This is a genomic window from Pseudomonas sp. LBUM1652, assembly GCF_059716105.1.
Map to the genome: position 1 here is coordinate 715,676 of NZ_CP166804.1, position 15,058 is coordinate 730,733.

Below are 15,058 nucleotides of genomic sequence, written 5' to 3' on the forward strand. Positions count from 1 at the left end.
CCCCGGAGGCAGTTGATGCTTCCCGGAAACTGCCGAACTGTCTGCCTGTTTGGATTAAAGGAAGCGGAATAGTGGAGTGAAGCTGTAGTGGGGAACAGTCGGCCGCTTCTTAAAAATCTGCCGGCTAATTCGCGGGTAAATTTGAAATCAGGAAACGTCTGACGCAGAGAAGGCATCAAGGACTTCAGACACCGATCCAAACTCCCGATCAACCCCAGGCAATCCCGGCCGCTTCAACACCATCACTGGCACCCCACGCTCGCGCGCCACTTCCAGCTTCGGTTCGGTCGCGGTGCTGCCGCTGTTCTTGCTGATCAGCACATCGATCTGCCGCCGCTCGAACAACGCGCGTTCATCTTCCAGCAGGAACGGCCCGCGAGCGGCGATGACTTCGCAACGTTCGTTGCCGGGATAAACGTCGAGGGCGCGCAGCGTCCAAAATTGATCCGCAGGGATTTCGTCGAGGTGTTGCAGCGGTTCGCGGCCCAAGGTGAACAAGGGGCGGTGGAACGGTTTGAGGGCCGTCATCAACTCAGCCCAGTCGCTGACTTCGCGCCAGTCATCACCCGGTAGAGGCTGCCACGCAGGGCGGCGCAAGGCCCAGCAGGGAATGCCGGCCAGTTGCGCGGCGTTGGCGGCGTTGTGGCTGATTTGCGCGGCGTAGGGATGGGTAGCGTCGAACAGCAGGTCGATGCCTTCGTCACGGATGAATTGCGCCAGACCTTCGGCGCCACCGTAACCACCGACGCGCACCTGACAAGTCAGATCCGTTGGCACCCGACCCACCCCGGCCAGACTGTAAATGTGCTCAGGCCCCAGCTTACGGGCGATGGCCAGCGCTTCAGTCACGCCGCCCAGCAGCAAAATCCGCTTCATGCAAAACCTCCGGCATGGCCGACAATGCCGCCCTGACGATCAATCGCAAACACTTCGACCTGCACCTGTGCCGGCACCACGCTGCGGGCGAATTCCAGCGCGTGGCGACAGACCTCATCCCCCAATGCGATCCCCGCCGCACTGGCCATGGCCAGCGCTTGCTGACTGGTGTTCGCCGCTCGGATGCCCAACTGCAAAATCTCATCCGCGCCAATCGCCGCCGCCCATTGCGCCAGTTGCGGCAAGTCGATGCTGGAATGGCGCGAGTGCAGATCCATGTGCCCGGCCGCCAGTTTACTGATCTTGCCGAAACCGCCACACAAACTGAGTTTATCCACAGGCACTTTGCGCAGATGCTTGAGCACCGCGCCGACGAAGTCACCCATTTCGATCAAGGCGATTTCCGGCAGGTCGTAAACCCGGCGCATGGTGTCTTCGCTGGCGTTGCCGGTGCAGGCTGCTATGTGCAGGTAGCCGTTGGTCTTGGCAACGTCGATGCCCTGATGAATCGAGGCGATGTAGGCCGCGCAGGAAAACGGCCGGACGATGCCGCTGGTGCCGAGGATCGACAGGCCGCCGAGAATGCCCAGGCGCGGGTTCATGGTTTTCAGTGCCAGGGCTTCGCCGCCCTCGACGTTGACCGTGACGTCGAAGCCACCGGCATAACCGGTTTCAGCGGCGAGCAGGCTCAGGTGATCGCTGATCATCTTGCGTGGCACCGGGTTGATCGCCGGTTCGCCGACGCCCAGCACCAGTCCGGGTCGGGTCACGGTGCCAACGCCTGCGCCGGCATTGAAACGAACGCCCGGCTCGGCCATCAATCGCACCCGCGAATACAGCAGTGCGCCGTGGGTCACGTCCGGGTCGTCGCCGGCGTCCTTGATCGTTCCTGCTTCAGCGCCGTCGTCGGTCAACCGGCAGAACTCCAGACGCATCTGCACCTGTTTGCCCTTGGGCAAGACGATCTGCACCGCGTCGGCCGAGATGCCGCCGAGCAACAGGCGAGCAGCGGCGAGGCTGGTGGCGGTGGCGCAGCTGCCGGTGGTCAGGCCGCTGCGCAGGGGCGCGGGTTGTTCGGCGGTTTCGTCACGCATCAAGAGGTTTGACCAGATCGAGCAGGGTGATTGGCAACGCCTGACGCCAGGTGTCGAACTCGCCCAGCGGTTGCGCCTGGGCGATATGGATGCGCGTCAGTTCGCCGCCGTAGCGCTCCCGCCAGTTCATCAGGGTGATTTCGCTTTGCAGAGTTACGGCGTTGGCGACCAGTCGGCCGCCGGGTTTGAGTTGCTCCCAGCAGGTCTCGAAGACGCCCTCGCGGGTCACACCGCCGCCGATGAAAATCGCGTCCGGGCGCTCCAGGCCTGCAAGTGCCTGCGGCGCGCGCCCACGGATCAATTGCAGCCCGGGCACGCCCAGCGCATCGCGGTTGTGCTCGATCAATTGTTGGCGGCCGTCATCGGCTTCGACGGCCAATGCGCGGCAACTCGGATGCGCGCGCATCCATTCGATGCCGATCGAGCCGCTACCAGCGCCGACGTCCCACAGCAGTTCGCCAGGTGTCGGGGCGAGGCGCGCGAGAGTGATGGCGCGCACATCGCGTTTGGTCAGTTGGCCGTCATGTTGGAAAGCCGAGTCGGGAAGGCCCGCGAGGCGTGACAAACGTGGAGCATTGGCATCGGCCAGGCATTCGATTGCGACCACGTTGAGGTCGGCAATCGGCGCGTCGTTCCATTCATTGGCCGTGGCGTCGACACGTCGCTCGGCGTCGCCGCCCAAATGTTCCAGAACGCTCATCCGGCTCGAACCAAAGCCGCGCTCGCGCAGCAATTGCGCGACTGCCGCCGGACTTTGTCCGTCATTGCTCAACAGCAGCAGGCGCACGCCACTGAACAGCTGCGCATTGAGGGCTGCCAGCGGCCGGGCCACTAGCGACAGTGTCACTACTTCCTGCAACGGCCAGCCGAGACGGGCGGCCGCCAGCGCGCAGGAGGACGGCGCGGGCAGGATCAGCATCTCGTCTGCCGGCAGCTGCCGCGCGAGGCTGGCGCCGACGCCGTAGAACATCGGATCACCGCTGGCCAGCACGCACACTGCTGCGTCGCGTTGTTGCAGCACTGGCGCAAGGGAAAACGGGCTCGGCCACAACTCACGCTCGCCACGAATGCACACCGGCAGCAAATCCAGTTGCCGCTGGCCGCCGACGATCCGCGAGGCGCCCATCAGGGCGCGCCGGGCGTTTTTGCCCAGGCCCTTGAAGCCGTCTTCACCGATTCCCACTACCGTCAGCCAGGGTGACATCTATATTCCTCTAAACAGGCCGATCCGACGGGCAGACTTTTCATGCCACCGGACAAAGCAGGCATAATACCGCGCCTTCGCCCGCGAAGCGCCTTTCCCACGCAGCCGGTCAGCCCCTTGAACGAACGCCCGATGTCCACCGCCATACGCCCCTCGGCCTGCCCGGGGTTGCTGCGTATCGTCCAGGCATTGGACGGCGGCATCTGCCGGATCAAACTCAACGGCGGCTCGATCAGCGCCGATCAGGCTGACGCGGTGGCCAATGCCGCCGAACAGTTCGCCGGCGGTGTGATTGAGGCGACCAACCGCGCCAACCTGCAGATTCGTGGCATCGCTCAGCAATCCGCTGCACTGATCGACAGTCTGCTGTCCGCTGGCCTCGGCCCGCGAACGGCGGCGGGCGACGATGTGCGCAACCTGATGCTCAGCCCGGCCGCCGGGATCGACCGGCAAATGCGCTTAGACACTCGCGCGCTCGCCGAACAGATCCTCGACACCCTGCAAAGCCATCCACGTTTCCACGAATTGAGCGCCAAGTTCGCCGTGCAACTGGATGGCGGTGAAGCGCTGGCGATGCTCGAACATCCGCATGACTTGTGGTTATCCGCGTTCGAGCGCGACGGTGAAACGCTGCTGGCATTCGGTCTCGCGGGTTGCCCGACGGATCGCGCGGTTGGCGCCGTGGCCCTGGAAAGCGGCCATGCGCTGGTGGTCGCGGTATTGGAGTTGTTCCTCGAACTGGCTCGACCCGAGCAGACGCGGATGCGCCATCTGCTCGACGAACTGCCGATGCTGGCGTTGCTTGAACAGCTCAGGACACGCTTGCCGATCAAGGCGATCAGCGCTTGGCAACGCATGTCAGCGGCGGACGATCTGCACATCGGCGCACATGTGCAGAACACAGCCAAATTCGTCTACATCGGCGCGGTGCCGCCACTCGGTCGCCTCAATCCGGACATGCTGCGCGGCGCCGCGCAACTGGCCCGCCGGTTCGGCGATGGCAGCCTGCGTCTCACGCCGTGGCAAAGTCTGCTGCTGCCCAACGTGAGCGCGAGCGATGCCGCGCAAGTGCTCGCAGGGCTCAAGCAACTGAACCTGCTGACCGACGCTTGTGAACCATTGTCGAAAATCATCGCCTGCACCGGTTCCAGCGGCTGTGGCAAAGGCCTGGCTGACACCAAGCATGATGCCCGTCTTCTCGCAACGCTGTTGCCCCGTGCGCAAAGCGTGCATCTGTCCGGCTGCCCGCGTTCATGCGCCGCGGCCCACTGTGCCCCGGCGACTTTGCTGGCCGTCAGTGGCGGGCATTACGACCTCTATTTTCGCGATGCAGCACAGCCGGGTTTCGGCGCGCTGCACGCACGCAACCTTACTATTGAAGCGGCCGCGACCTTGCTCGCCGCCCGCTCCCGGAGCCCCCTTGATGCTTGATTACATCCGCGACGGTCAGGAGATCTATCGCAACTCCTTCGCGATCATTCGCAGCGAGGCCAATCTGGCGCGCATCCCGGCCGATCTGGAAAAACTCGCGGTGCGAGTGATCCACGCTTGCGGCATGGTCGAGGCCGTCGACGGTCTGCAATTCTCTGAAGGTGCGGGCAAGGCCGGGCGCGATGCGCTGGCCGCCGGTGCGCCGATCCTCTGCGATGCGCGGATGGTTTCCGAAGGCGTGACCCGTGCGCGCCTGCCGGCGAACAACGAAGTGATCTGCACCCTGCGCGACGAGAGCGTGCCGGAGCTGGCCCGTGAGTTGGGCAACACCCGTTCCGCCGCCGCGCTGGAACTGTGGCGCCCGCATCTGGAAGGTAGCGTGGTGGTGATCGGCAACGCGCCGACCGCGCTGTTCTATCTGCTGGAAATGCTCGACGCCGGCGCACCGAAACCGGCGCTGATCCTCGGCTTCCCGGTGGGCTTCGTCGGTGCCGCAGAATCCAAAGCGGCGCTGGCGGCCGACAGCCGTGGCGTGCCGTTCGTGATCATGCAGGGCCGCCTCGGCGGCAGCGCCATGGCCGCTGCGGCAGTCAACGCCCTCGCCACGGAGATCGAATGATGCAGGCAAAAGGTCGTTTGATTGGCCTGGGCGTGGGTCCCGGAGATCCGGAGCTGATTACCGTCAAGGCCCTGCGCCTGCTGCGTGAATCGCCAGTGGTCGCGTACTTCGTCGCCAAGGGTAAAAAAGGCAACGCCTTCGGCATCATCGAAGCGCACCTGCAGGAGGCGCAGAATCTGCTGCCGCTGGTGTACCCGGTGACCACTGAAGCGTTGCCGGCACCTCTTTCTTATGAACAAGTCATCAGCGATTTCTACGATGAAGCCGCCGAGACGGTGGCCGCGCATCTGGATGCCGGTCGTGATGTCGCGGTGATCTGCGAAGGCGATCCGTTCTTCTACGGTTCTTATATGTATCTGCATGATCGCCTGGCCACCCGCTACGAAGCGCAAGTGGTGCCGGGCGTGTGTTCGATGCTGGGCGGCGCTTCGGTGCTGGGTGCGCCTTTGGTGTACCGCAATCAGAGCCTGTCGGTGCTTTCCGGCGTCTTGCCCCACGAGGAACTCAAGCGACGTTTGGCCGATGCCGATGCGGCAGTGATCATGAAGCTGGGGCGCAATTTCCCCAAAGTGCGTCAGGTGCTGGAAGAACTCGGCCTCGCCGAACGGGCGCTGTACGTCGAGCGCGCGACTATGGCCAATCAGAAGATCGTGCCGATGGATCAGGTCGAGCCGATGTCGTCGCCGTACTTCTCGCTGATTATCGTGCCCGGCGAACGGTGGCAAGGCTGATGACTCCATCCACTCCCGCCATTGTCATTCTCGGTCAGGGCAGCCTGGCCACCGCGCGGCGCATTCAGCAGGTGTATCCGGCGGCGCAGATCCACGGCCTCGCCGGTCGGGTCGAAGGCGCCGACTGCACCTATCAGGAATTCGGCGCGACCCTGCGCGCGTTGTATCAGCAGGACACACCGATCATCGCGCTGTGCGCGGCCGGCATTGTCATCCGCACCCTGGCGCCGCTGTTATTGGAGAAGGGCGTCGAGCCTGCGGTACTCGCCGTCGCTGAAGATGGCAGCGCTGTGGTGCCGCTGCTCGGTGGCCTCGGCGGGGTGAATGTCATGGCGCGGGAAATCGCGGCCGGGCTGCAAGTCGCGGCGGCGATCACCACCAGCGGCGAGCTGCGCTTTGGCACCTGTCTGCTCAATCCTCCGAGTGGCTACGCGCTCGCGGATCTGGAACTGGGCAAGCGGTTTGTCTCCGACCTGCTGGCCGGGCACCCCGTACGCATCGAAGGTGCGGCGCCGTGGCTGGCGCAGGCACAGCTGCCGGAAGATCCGCAGGCGCAGCGTTCGATCCATATCGGCAGTGTCGAACGCGAAGCGAACGCTAATGAATTGCTGATTTACCCGCGCAGTGTCGCGGCGATGGTCAGCGCTGAAGTGCCGGATCTGCCGAACACCCTGCGTAGCGCGTTGCACGAGGCAAAAGTGGCGGTGCAATCGCTGGCCTGTCTGGTGGCGATCGACACTGAAATGGCCGCGGCGAATCTGCGTGAAGCGGCGCTGGAGTTGGGCGTGCCGCTGCGGTTTATCGCTGCAACGAGCGACCTTCATGCGCTGCCGGATGTGTCGATTATCGGCTCAGCACACGGCATCACTTTGGCTGTTTCCGAGCAGCCGCTGGATGTCGCGCAAATCGGTCGCCCACGCGGGCGCCTGGCGGTAATCGGTCTCGGCCCCGGCGCTGCCGAACTGATGGTGCCGGCGGTGAAAGCCGAACTGGCCCGCGCCACCGACGTGCTCGGCTACGAAACCTACGTGCGCATGGCCGGCCCGTTCCGCGACGATCAAATCCAGCATTGCACCGACAACCGCGAAGAAATGCAGCGCGCCCGCCACGCCTTCAGACTGGCGGCTGCGGGTCGTTCGGTGATCGTGGTGTCTTCTGGCGATCCGGGTGTGTTCGCCATGGCGGCGGCGGTGCTCGAAGCGTTGCACGAATCGACCGATCCGGCCTGGCACAGCGTCGATCTGGAAATCCTTCCGGGTGTGTCGGCCTCGCTCGCCACCGCCGCTCAGGCTGGGGCGCCGCTGGGGCACGACTTCTGCGTGATGTCGCTGTCGGACAACCTCAAACCGTGGTCGATCATCGAGAAGCGTCTGGATCTGGCGGCCGAAGCGGATCTGGCGCTGGCGTTCTACAACCCGATCTCCCGCGCCCGTCCGTGGCAACTGGGGCGTGCGCTGGAGATCGTCGCGCAGCATCGCACCCCCGAGACGCCTGTGGTGTTGGGCCGCGATATCGGCCGGCCGGGCCAGACCCTGCGCACCACGACGCTGGGCGCGCTGGCCGCGGATCAGGTCGATATGCGCACAATGGTGCTGATCGGCTCGTCCACCACGTGCACTTTTCCTCGCGCTACGGGGGGCGAGTGGGTTTACACGCCGCGCTGGTACGGCGAGAAGCCGGATGCCTGACGGTGTTTCTTTCAGGGCTCATGAGAAGTTGTAAGTAACTTCGCGCATTTGTGAGCTTAAGTTAACTCCGTCGGGTACAACTTCCCGGAATATAAACAAGGCTGCGAACCATTGGGTTCGTGGCCTTGTTTGCTTTTCAGCAGACAATACTGGGCGGCGGTGTTTATCCCCGATGGATCGCTGCTTAACAGTTGAATGTTGTTCGATGTTTCTCCTGACATTGTTTGAATTTTTTCGCGTTTGATTCATTCGTCTTTGCCCAATAGTTTTGTCCTTCTAATGCTTTATCAACTCAAGGATGGGGATGTAATGGGTACTTCGGAAAGTCACCAAGGGCGGTCTGCCTTTATTTCGTCGCAAGAATATTCAACTCTACAAACGGTGTTGAGTGAGTTCTCCGGTTCTGCCGAGTACGCGGCACTTGCCAGGCACTATCAGGGGGTAAGTAAAGCAGTCGATGTGGCGGAGAAAATGCTGTCGGCAAAACTGTTTCAGGAAACACTCGCGTCCTTGCTGCGCCAAAAGGTTACACCGGTTCCTTCAGCAATCGACCAGATCTACGACGGACTAGAACAGTATGTGACGACGCTGTCCGATACGGTAACCCTGCTCTCGGGCGCTGCTGCGCCCGTGCCCAAAATCATGCATTTCGTCTGGGTAGGCGGTAGCGAGGTTGGCAACATCCAGCGCGATTACATGAACATCTGGCGCGAGGTTTTGAAACCGCAGGACTACAAGTTCAACCTTTGGTACGACAGTGATGCGTTACTGGCTTTTGAGATGAACCGCGTGATTCTCGACAGTGCCAGGGTGCATGCAATGGAGTCCGGCGGGAGTGACGTCACGCAGTCCCGGCAGTTGTCGCAAATGATTGAAGACCGTGCCCGGGTTTTGAAAAATCAGATGTTCGACTATCTCAACCAGCCGCAGTGGGCGGGTCGCACGGACGAGGCGCGTATCGAGCTGATGGTTCGTGCTTACGGCAAGGATCGCGCGACGCTAGAGGCTTTCCGACAACGCTGTCTGGACACGCATCAGGCGATGGCCGGGCAGGATCTGCAGTTGCGGGATGTCAAACATGAGTTCGCTGGTCACTTTTTACAGGACGTCTATCAGCGAGAAGTCGGTATGCGCGGTAACTTTGCGGCGGCCAGTGATGTGGTGCGGTTGCAGGCCGAGTATCTGGAGGGTGGTCGTTACAGCGATATGGATTACTTGCCGCCGCTGGCCGATAAGTTGGGGGGCGTGGATATAAGCGGCTTCAGTGATGAACAGCGGTTGGGCGTGTTGCAACTTTTGCTCAATCATAACGAGGCGTTGATGCCCGGTCGGGACCGTCAACGCTACGTGGATAGAACCGACGAGGTTCCGGCTCGCGTTAAGGAAGCCTTGCTCGCTTTCGCGCGCAGCCAACCCGATGTCCATGAAATATTCGTTGCGCCGCGCGATGCCCCAGTGCCCAAGAATGGATTTCGTATGGGGACTCAGTTCGACCGGGAAATGAATGCTCATTTTGTGGCTCACGCTCAAAGCGGTATGACCCTGGCAATCATGCAGTTGATTCGCTTCAACTATGACGCTCTGCAGGCGATTGAACGAAGGGCTGCCGAGGCAGGTGTCAGTTGGGCGCAAAGCGACAGGTTGCTGGATGTCATTGAAAACGTACTGAATGAAAAAAGAGCAGAAGGGGGGCTCAATCAATCCGTTAAGGATTTTTTGGGTAATTTGGGGCAGGCCATTTTCGGTTACTACCAGGACGGTATTCGAATCGAAGCTCGCGGCACTATCGCCCTGACCGGTCCCGGTGCCGCCATCACTGGCATCAAGCAATACATTGAAACGCATCTGCACGCGGACTCTCAGGTCGCTATCCAGGAACGACTGCGGCTGGCTGAAGGCTACAACGTCAATACCGAAGAGGAAATGATCTCCGGCTGGACCGTCAACGATGATCCCGAGAAATGGCTGGTCAAAGAACAGGAGAAATGGCAAACCGGCAAGCTCAAATCACGTTATGCCGGCGATCTGAATGACCTGCTCAAAGGGCAGACACTGACCTTCAAACAAGGCTGGCCGCTCATCGAAGGCAGGCCGGTGCTGTTGACCTCCGTCCTGCAACAACTGATGGAGACGCTGGGCGATCCGTTCATTCGTGCAATGAGGGACAAGTTGAGTGGCGACATCACGTTCGATAAACCAGTGGCCATCGGTTTCGACGTCCGCCAGCAAATTCTCGCTCAACCCGTCAGCGAGCTGCCGCCGTCTCACGGTGCCGAATCCACCAGCCACTTGAACGAACTGTTTACCCGGGTTGCACACGGGTCGCTGACGGTCGAGCAACTCAGCCCGTTGTTGCGCGTGGTGCTGGGCGGGATGTTTGGCGCTATGCGTCTGGACACCAGCGGTTTTGCCGGTGCGTGGCAGCAGGCCATGGACCTGGCAACGCAAACCGCCGAAGGTGGCCTGTTCGCCCGTTACAACGCGCTCGAAAAAGCCTTGCGCCAACACGCGTCCCCGGCGTTTGAAGTGGGTCTTGCGAACGCTCGTCAGCCTGGCACGCACACAGCGCGCGAACTCAAGGTACTGGCTCTGACAGATCCCTTGACGTTGCACCAGTGGGGTGAGCGCATCGGGCAAATCAACAGCACCGCACAACGTGAATATCACACGCAGATCCTCAGGCGCGGTGCGCAGATTCGTGCCGAACTGTTCATGGCCGGGGCCATTTCCGCCAGGCAAATGCCGCAGGATCTGCTGATGCGCACGCCGGGCGATCCCGGCCGTCGGTGCTATCCGCTGGCACTGTTGATGGCGGCGGCACTGACCCAGGGCGACTCGGCCGAACGCGCGCTGATCGGTCGAGTGGCCAATGCCAGCCTGACCCCCGAAGACGCCGACTCGCGGGCGTTGCTGTCGGCGCTGGACGAATTGCAAGCGCTGCCGTTGAACGATGTCGGCAAGCCACAAGGCACTCACAGCCTGGAAAGCATCGCACAAACGCTGGAGGCGAAAACGGCTCCAAGCGTCATGCTGCTCGATACCGGCAATCACGCGATGCTGGTGGCAAAAATGCTCATGGGCAGTCAGACGGTCTACCGTTTTTATGAGCCTAACTTCGCGATCTACGGATTTTCACGGGTTGAACAGCTCAAGCAAGGCATGCAGCGCTACCTCGCCGGCGATAACGGCGCGATGGCCAGACTTTACGGTCTCGCGGATGGAGAGGCAGCGCAGTTCAACGTCATTGAACTGAACACCACAGAGCTCGCCGGCAAAATGCTTGCGTCGAATACGCGGCTCGACAGTTTTTTGCAGAGTGGGCCAATAGTCGAGCCCAAAACGGCTTCGGTCTGGGAAAAACAAGCGGTGGGGCGCCGGCGCTCGCTGAACGAAAACGCGCGGATGGGGGCCAGTCTGGCGCAACTGGACGCCCGTTACTGGGCGCAGGAATTCGATCAGGCCAGCAGCAATCTGCGAACCGAGCACTCGCTGGGCGGTGAATATTTGCCGCTGTTGGATACGCTTGAACAAAAGCCCGGCGCGGGTTACAGCGTGACGCTGGTGGATGCGCACAATCCGCAGAACACCCGAGTGGTGACCACCCATGATGTGCGGTTCAGCAAGGTCAAACAGCATATTCAGCGTCTGGTGAAGACGCTGGCAGGCAAACCAACCGCTTTGGGTGAAGCCGACGGCGGCAGTCGATTGAGTTTTGCCTTTGCGATCCAGACCCTGATCACCGAAATGCGCAATCGCGAATATCAGGCCGGGGAAGGTCAGGTACCGGCGTTGTCGATCGCACTTCAGGTGCAGGTCTATGTCAGCTATGCCCAGTTGGGTTTTGGCGTGTTGAGTGATTCTGTGCAGTTGATCAACCTGGTTCGGCAGGTGGCGGCCAGTGAGCAAGCGCTGGCCCTGCGCCAGTCATCGCTGTCGGCACGGCTGCTGGGCAAGGCTTCGATCGTGGGCGGGATCGGCTTTTCAGTCATCAATATCGGCTTCGATATTTATGGCCTGACGGTGGCGGAAAACCAGGAGCAGCGCTCGCGGCTTGCCACTCAATTGACCTTCAATGTGGCGGCGCTGGGGCTCGACATCGTGGCGCTGGCTGTTGGCGGAACGGTGGGCGCCGCTGCGGCGATTCTGTCGGTGCCGTTGCTTGGCGTCGGCATTGGCGTGACGGCCATCGCCAGTAATCTGGGGCAGATCAGCGACAAGGCCAAAGGCGTGGGCGCACATTTGCGCAAGGTTAAAAACGCCTACGGGACCGCCGGTTACTCCCGCAAGGACGGGGTGTTGCGATTCGAACCCGAGGCCGTCATCACGTTGCTGGATCTGCAAAAGAATCAGGTGAGCTTTGACAGTCAGAAGTTCTATCCCATGGTTCGCGGTGGTTTGGAGTTGCCGAAATACAACGACGATCCCATGCAAATTCACCGGGCAATCGATATCCGTGAGGCGTTGAAGCTTCCCGGCAAGATTGGCCTGATCCGGGTTGTCCCCGACGATATCCAGACTGTGGTGCTGCCCTGTACGCCTGTCTGCTATTACGGTTACGAATACCAACTGGGAACGCCAGGATATATCTATCAGTCCATGTCGGGAGAACGGCACGAGAGTCGGGCATCGAGTGAGGTTCCCACATCGGTATTCTCTGGTTTTTTCCCCGGCCTGGCGCTGGCGAGTCTGTTCGACGACCGGATCGAAACCTGGTATCCCGACTTGCGTAACAGCGTCGTGGAGAAGCTGGAGTATGACGAGCTAGGTAACCAGCGGTTCTATTTCACCGTCAATACACCGTTCCCGCACATTCTGTACAAGTTGCATCCGATCTATAAGCCGACCCATATCGAGGTGCGGCTGGATGAGCATGTGCGTCAGTTACTGATTCCGGAGCTGCCGCCGGAATGGAAAAAACTGATCTCTTATGCGATTACCGCTCAGTCAGGGCTTTATCAGCTCTGGCTCACGCCCGGGGTTAAAGCGGTGACGCTCGATGATGTCAGCTACGCGAAATGGGTGATTCACGCACCTTGGGCTGCCCTTGAACGCGTCACTTTCGACGGCGCGAACCTGATCGTCGACGGCATTGTGCTCAATGCCTTCGAAGGAATGATCGAACTGGCCAAGGGTGAGCTATTCCAGGTGGACTGGCAGGAAAAAAGATTGCTTCTGCTGTCTGTCTCGCTCGATGCCAAGAGCACCGTAGCGCAGGTGCTCTCGCACATGCGTAAACGGGCCAGGGAAAAGCGTTTGGTATCGGCATACGTGCCGCTTTACAAGTACACGGTGCCTTACACCTCTGCCAATCAACCGGTCGTCACCACCGCGTTCTATGAGGTAGCGCGTGACCGCTTGCTCTACGCCCGCAACTTGCCTGAAACCGTCAATGAGGGTGTCGTTCTGGCAGGCGCCAACGCGCAGCACGCATGGTTCTACCATCCGGATCATGCAACGGTCTGGCGCGTCGATGCGGTGACCGGCACGGTCATCCACCGCTATCGACTGATGAACCCGGCGAGCGGTGCAAAGATCATTGGCTGTGTTCAGGATGCGCACAGCACTCTGCGGATATCGCAACGAATGCTGGAACAGAGCGAGGTCGAAACGACCCTGGAGTATCGGATAACGGGTTGGGCAATCGAGTTGACGGGTATCAAGACCTCATCCCGGCAGCACGACTACGTCCACAAGCCCGGTGCGGTTTACTGGTCCTCCTTGATACGTCACTTTGCCACGTCGCGCCCTTTCAAGGATGCAACGCCTGGCATGGGGGGGGCGATCAGCACCGGGGGGCTCGCCAGATTTGTGCATGCGCGTGCCTACGTTCTCGAAGGGCTGCGTGATCAGGCCTGGCTTGGCCTGAGCAGCGGCCGCTATTTCCGCGCGGGGCTTGGCAGTCAGCCGGACATGGTGATGCTGATGCCGCATCAACCCCAGGACTTCGCGATGCTCTTTTACAGTAAAGAAAACGGGGAAATCAGCCGTGGTATCGAACCTCGAACAGCAGGGGCCGAGTATAGAAATGAAGTGATCGAAAGGGGCGTCAGCGAGGTTACCCAAGCAGGCGAACGTTACATTGCCACCAAGAACGATGGTCGTTTGTTCGAGATCGACCCATTGGGGACGTTGAAGTTTGTCGGCCTTGGTCAGCGTTGGCTGCAAAGTCACCCGGATTGGCTAAGCGCATTACCTGCGCTGGCCGCCACCTATCGAGCGGCGCCTTTCCCGATCATCGGTTTGGGCAGTGTTTCCGGCAGCGCGTTGCTCGCGGTGTGGTGTATCGAGGAGCAGGTGCTGCTGGCCGATGTCGCTGGCGGCAAAGAGCTGGCGTTGCTTGGGCTGACCCCGGACAAACAAGCGGCCTGGCTACTGGATGTCTCGGCCGGGCAACTCTATCGCCAAGCGCTGGTGTCGATCGAGGCATTACGCGGGGCATTTGCCACGGGCACCCGGCTGCTGGACCCCGAGCAGTTGCCGATGGCGAAAAAAGTCTGGGACCCATGGTCATTTGCCGAGGTGCTGGTGCAGGGGCAGGGCTTGCTCGGGCGTACCCGCGAAGGCGTCAACCTGGAACTGCTGGATCAGCACCCGGCACGTATCGTCGGCGTCGAAAAACAATGGGTGTCTATTGCCGGACAGACTCCGCAGCAATTGCAGGCCCGCTTGAAGGCGTTGCTCAAAGGACAGTCCCATGCACCGTTTCTGCACGTCGAAAACTCTTCGGATCGCTACACGTACTTTGTGCCGGAACTGGACCAACTGTTCGATATTTCCGGTCGGGCTGATGGCCAGTGGGCGGTGTTTCTTGGCACGCGAAACCAGTCGATAGCGATGCTCTTCGATCCGCTGGATAGCCTGAACTCCAGTCGAGAGTCGGAACATGCCGTTTGGGTGCCTGGCCAATACGCCCGGCGCGAGGGTGAAGTACTGTCGCTTGAGATGAGCGGTGAGGTCACTGATGTTCTGGACATGTTGCCTGACGGGGTCGACAAGTTGATCCTGGGGTTTGGGGCGCAGGCGTTGAGTTATCAAGTGTCGGAGCAAGCCTGGCAACGGCTGGATTGCATTGTGGTCAATCCCCGGCGCCCGTTGGGAGCAGAAACCACCAGCACCTGCACGCTGATGCTGGACATGGACGCCAATGAACGCCTGTTGGTGTCGTTGGTCGACGGGCAATTGGTGTTCACTGACTCGGACAACGCTCACAGCCTGATCGTGCGGGATGTCGTGACGCAAGGTGAAGAGCAGGGCGTAGCGATGCAGATCGGCATCAAGATTCGCGCAAAGCAATACCTGCGGGGAACCGGGGAGTGGCTCAACGCATTGTCAGCAGCGCGAGGCGATGAAGGACATGCCTCAGTGGAAACACTGATAAAACAGTTACATTGAAATATCAGGTCAAACTGAAAGTT

At 60.9% G+C, this 15,058-nt stretch carries 8 protein-coding genes; 5 read left to right on the forward strand and 3 right to left on the reverse strand.

Going from position 1 to position 15,058, the window contains the following annotated elements:
* Positions 1-147: 147 nt before the first annotated feature.
* Genes ACA069_RS03175 through cbiE form a run of 3 tightly spaced genes read right to left on the reverse strand, consistent with a single transcriptional unit; the run spans position 148 to position 3,174 of the window.
* Complete coding sequence (locus tag ACA069_RS03175; protein WP_497616282.1) at positions 148-876, reverse strand: cobalt-precorrin-6A reductase; 729 nt, start codon at positions 874-876, stop codon at positions 148-150.
* A complete protein-coding gene (locus ACA069_RS03180; RefSeq protein WP_497616283.1) occupies positions 873-1,970 on the reverse strand; it encodes a cobalt-precorrin-5B (C(1))-methyltransferase in 1,098 nt (365 codons plus the stop codon). The genes ACA069_RS03175 and ACA069_RS03180 overlap by 4 nt, the downstream gene beginning before the upstream one ends.
* Positions 1,963-3,174, reverse strand: coding sequence for a precorrin-6y C5,15-methyltransferase (decarboxylating) subunit CbiE (cbiE, locus tag ACA069_RS03185; protein WP_497616285.1), 1,212 nt, complete (start codon positions 3,172-3,174; stop codon positions 1,963-1,965). Before cbiE ends, ACA069_RS03180 begins: the two co-directional genes overlap by 8 nt.
* A 132-nt stretch (positions 3,175-3,306) precedes the next feature.
* Here cbiE and cobG point away from each other — a divergent pair, with 132 nt between their 5' ends.
* The 5 genes from cobG to ACA069_RS03210 all read left to right on the forward strand — a co-directional run bounded on the left by cobG (position 3,307) and on the right by ACA069_RS03210 (position 15,035).
* Positions 3,307-4,605 (forward strand): precorrin-3B synthase, encoded by a 1,299-nt coding sequence (gene cobG / locus ACA069_RS03190; protein ID WP_497616286.1) that lies wholly within the window; start codon positions 3,307-3,309, stop codon positions 4,603-4,605.
* Complete coding sequence (locus ACA069_RS03195) at positions 4,598-5,224, forward strand: precorrin-8X methylmutase (protein ID WP_007914573.1); 627 nt, start codon at positions 4,598-4,600, stop codon at positions 5,222-5,224. Before cobG ends, ACA069_RS03195 begins: the two co-directional genes overlap by 8 nt.
* A complete protein-coding gene (locus ACA069_RS03200) occupies positions 5,221-5,955 on the forward strand; it encodes a precorrin-2 C(20)-methyltransferase (protein ID WP_370872600.1) in 735 nt (244 codons plus the stop codon). Before ACA069_RS03195 ends, ACA069_RS03200 begins: the two co-directional genes overlap by 4 nt.
* A complete protein-coding gene (cobJ, locus tag ACA069_RS03205; protein WP_497616288.1) occupies positions 5,955-7,643 on the forward strand; it encodes a precorrin-3B C(17)-methyltransferase in 1,689 nt (562 codons plus the stop codon). Before ACA069_RS03200 ends, cobJ begins: the two co-directional genes overlap by 1 nt.
* Positions 7,644-8,114: 471 nt before the next feature.
* On the forward strand, positions 8,115-15,035 hold the full coding sequence (locus ACA069_RS03210; RefSeq protein WP_497616290.1) for a TcdA/TcdB pore-forming domain-containing protein: 6,921 nt from the start codon (positions 8,115-8,117) through the stop codon (positions 15,033-15,035).
* Positions 15,036-15,058 lie beyond the last annotated feature (23 nt).

Bases quoted from the DNA above. Each gene is read 5' to 3' on its own strand.
- ACA069_RS03175 (WP_497616282.1), bottom strand. From the start codon at position 876: ATGAAGCGGATTTTGCTGCTGGGCGGCGTGACTGAAGCGCTGGCCATC.
- ACA069_RS03180 (WP_497616283.1), bottom strand. From the start codon at position 1,970: ATGCGTGACGAAACCGCCGAACAACCCGCGCCCCTGCGCAGCGGCCTG.
- cbiE (WP_497616285.1), bottom strand. From the start codon at position 3,174: ATGTCACCCTGGCTGACGGTAGTGGGAATCGGTGAAGACGGCTTCAAG.
- cobG (WP_497616286.1), top strand. From the start codon at position 3,307: ATGTCCACCGCCATACGCCCCTCGGCCTGCCCGGGGTTGCTGCGTATC.
- ACA069_RS03195 (WP_007914573.1), top strand. From the start codon at position 4,598: ATGCTTGATTACATCCGCGACGGTCAGGAGATCTATCGCAACTCCTTC.
- ACA069_RS03200 (WP_370872600.1), top strand. From the start codon at position 5,221: ATGATGCAGGCAAAAGGTCGTTTGATTGGCCTGGGCGTGGGTCCCGGA.
- cobJ (WP_497616288.1), top strand. From the start codon at position 5,955: ATGACTCCATCCACTCCCGCCATTGTCATTCTCGGTCAGGGCAGCCTG.
- ACA069_RS03210 (WP_497616290.1), top strand. From the start codon at position 8,115: ATGCTGTCGGCAAAACTGTTTCAGGAAACACTCGCGTCCTTGCTGCGC.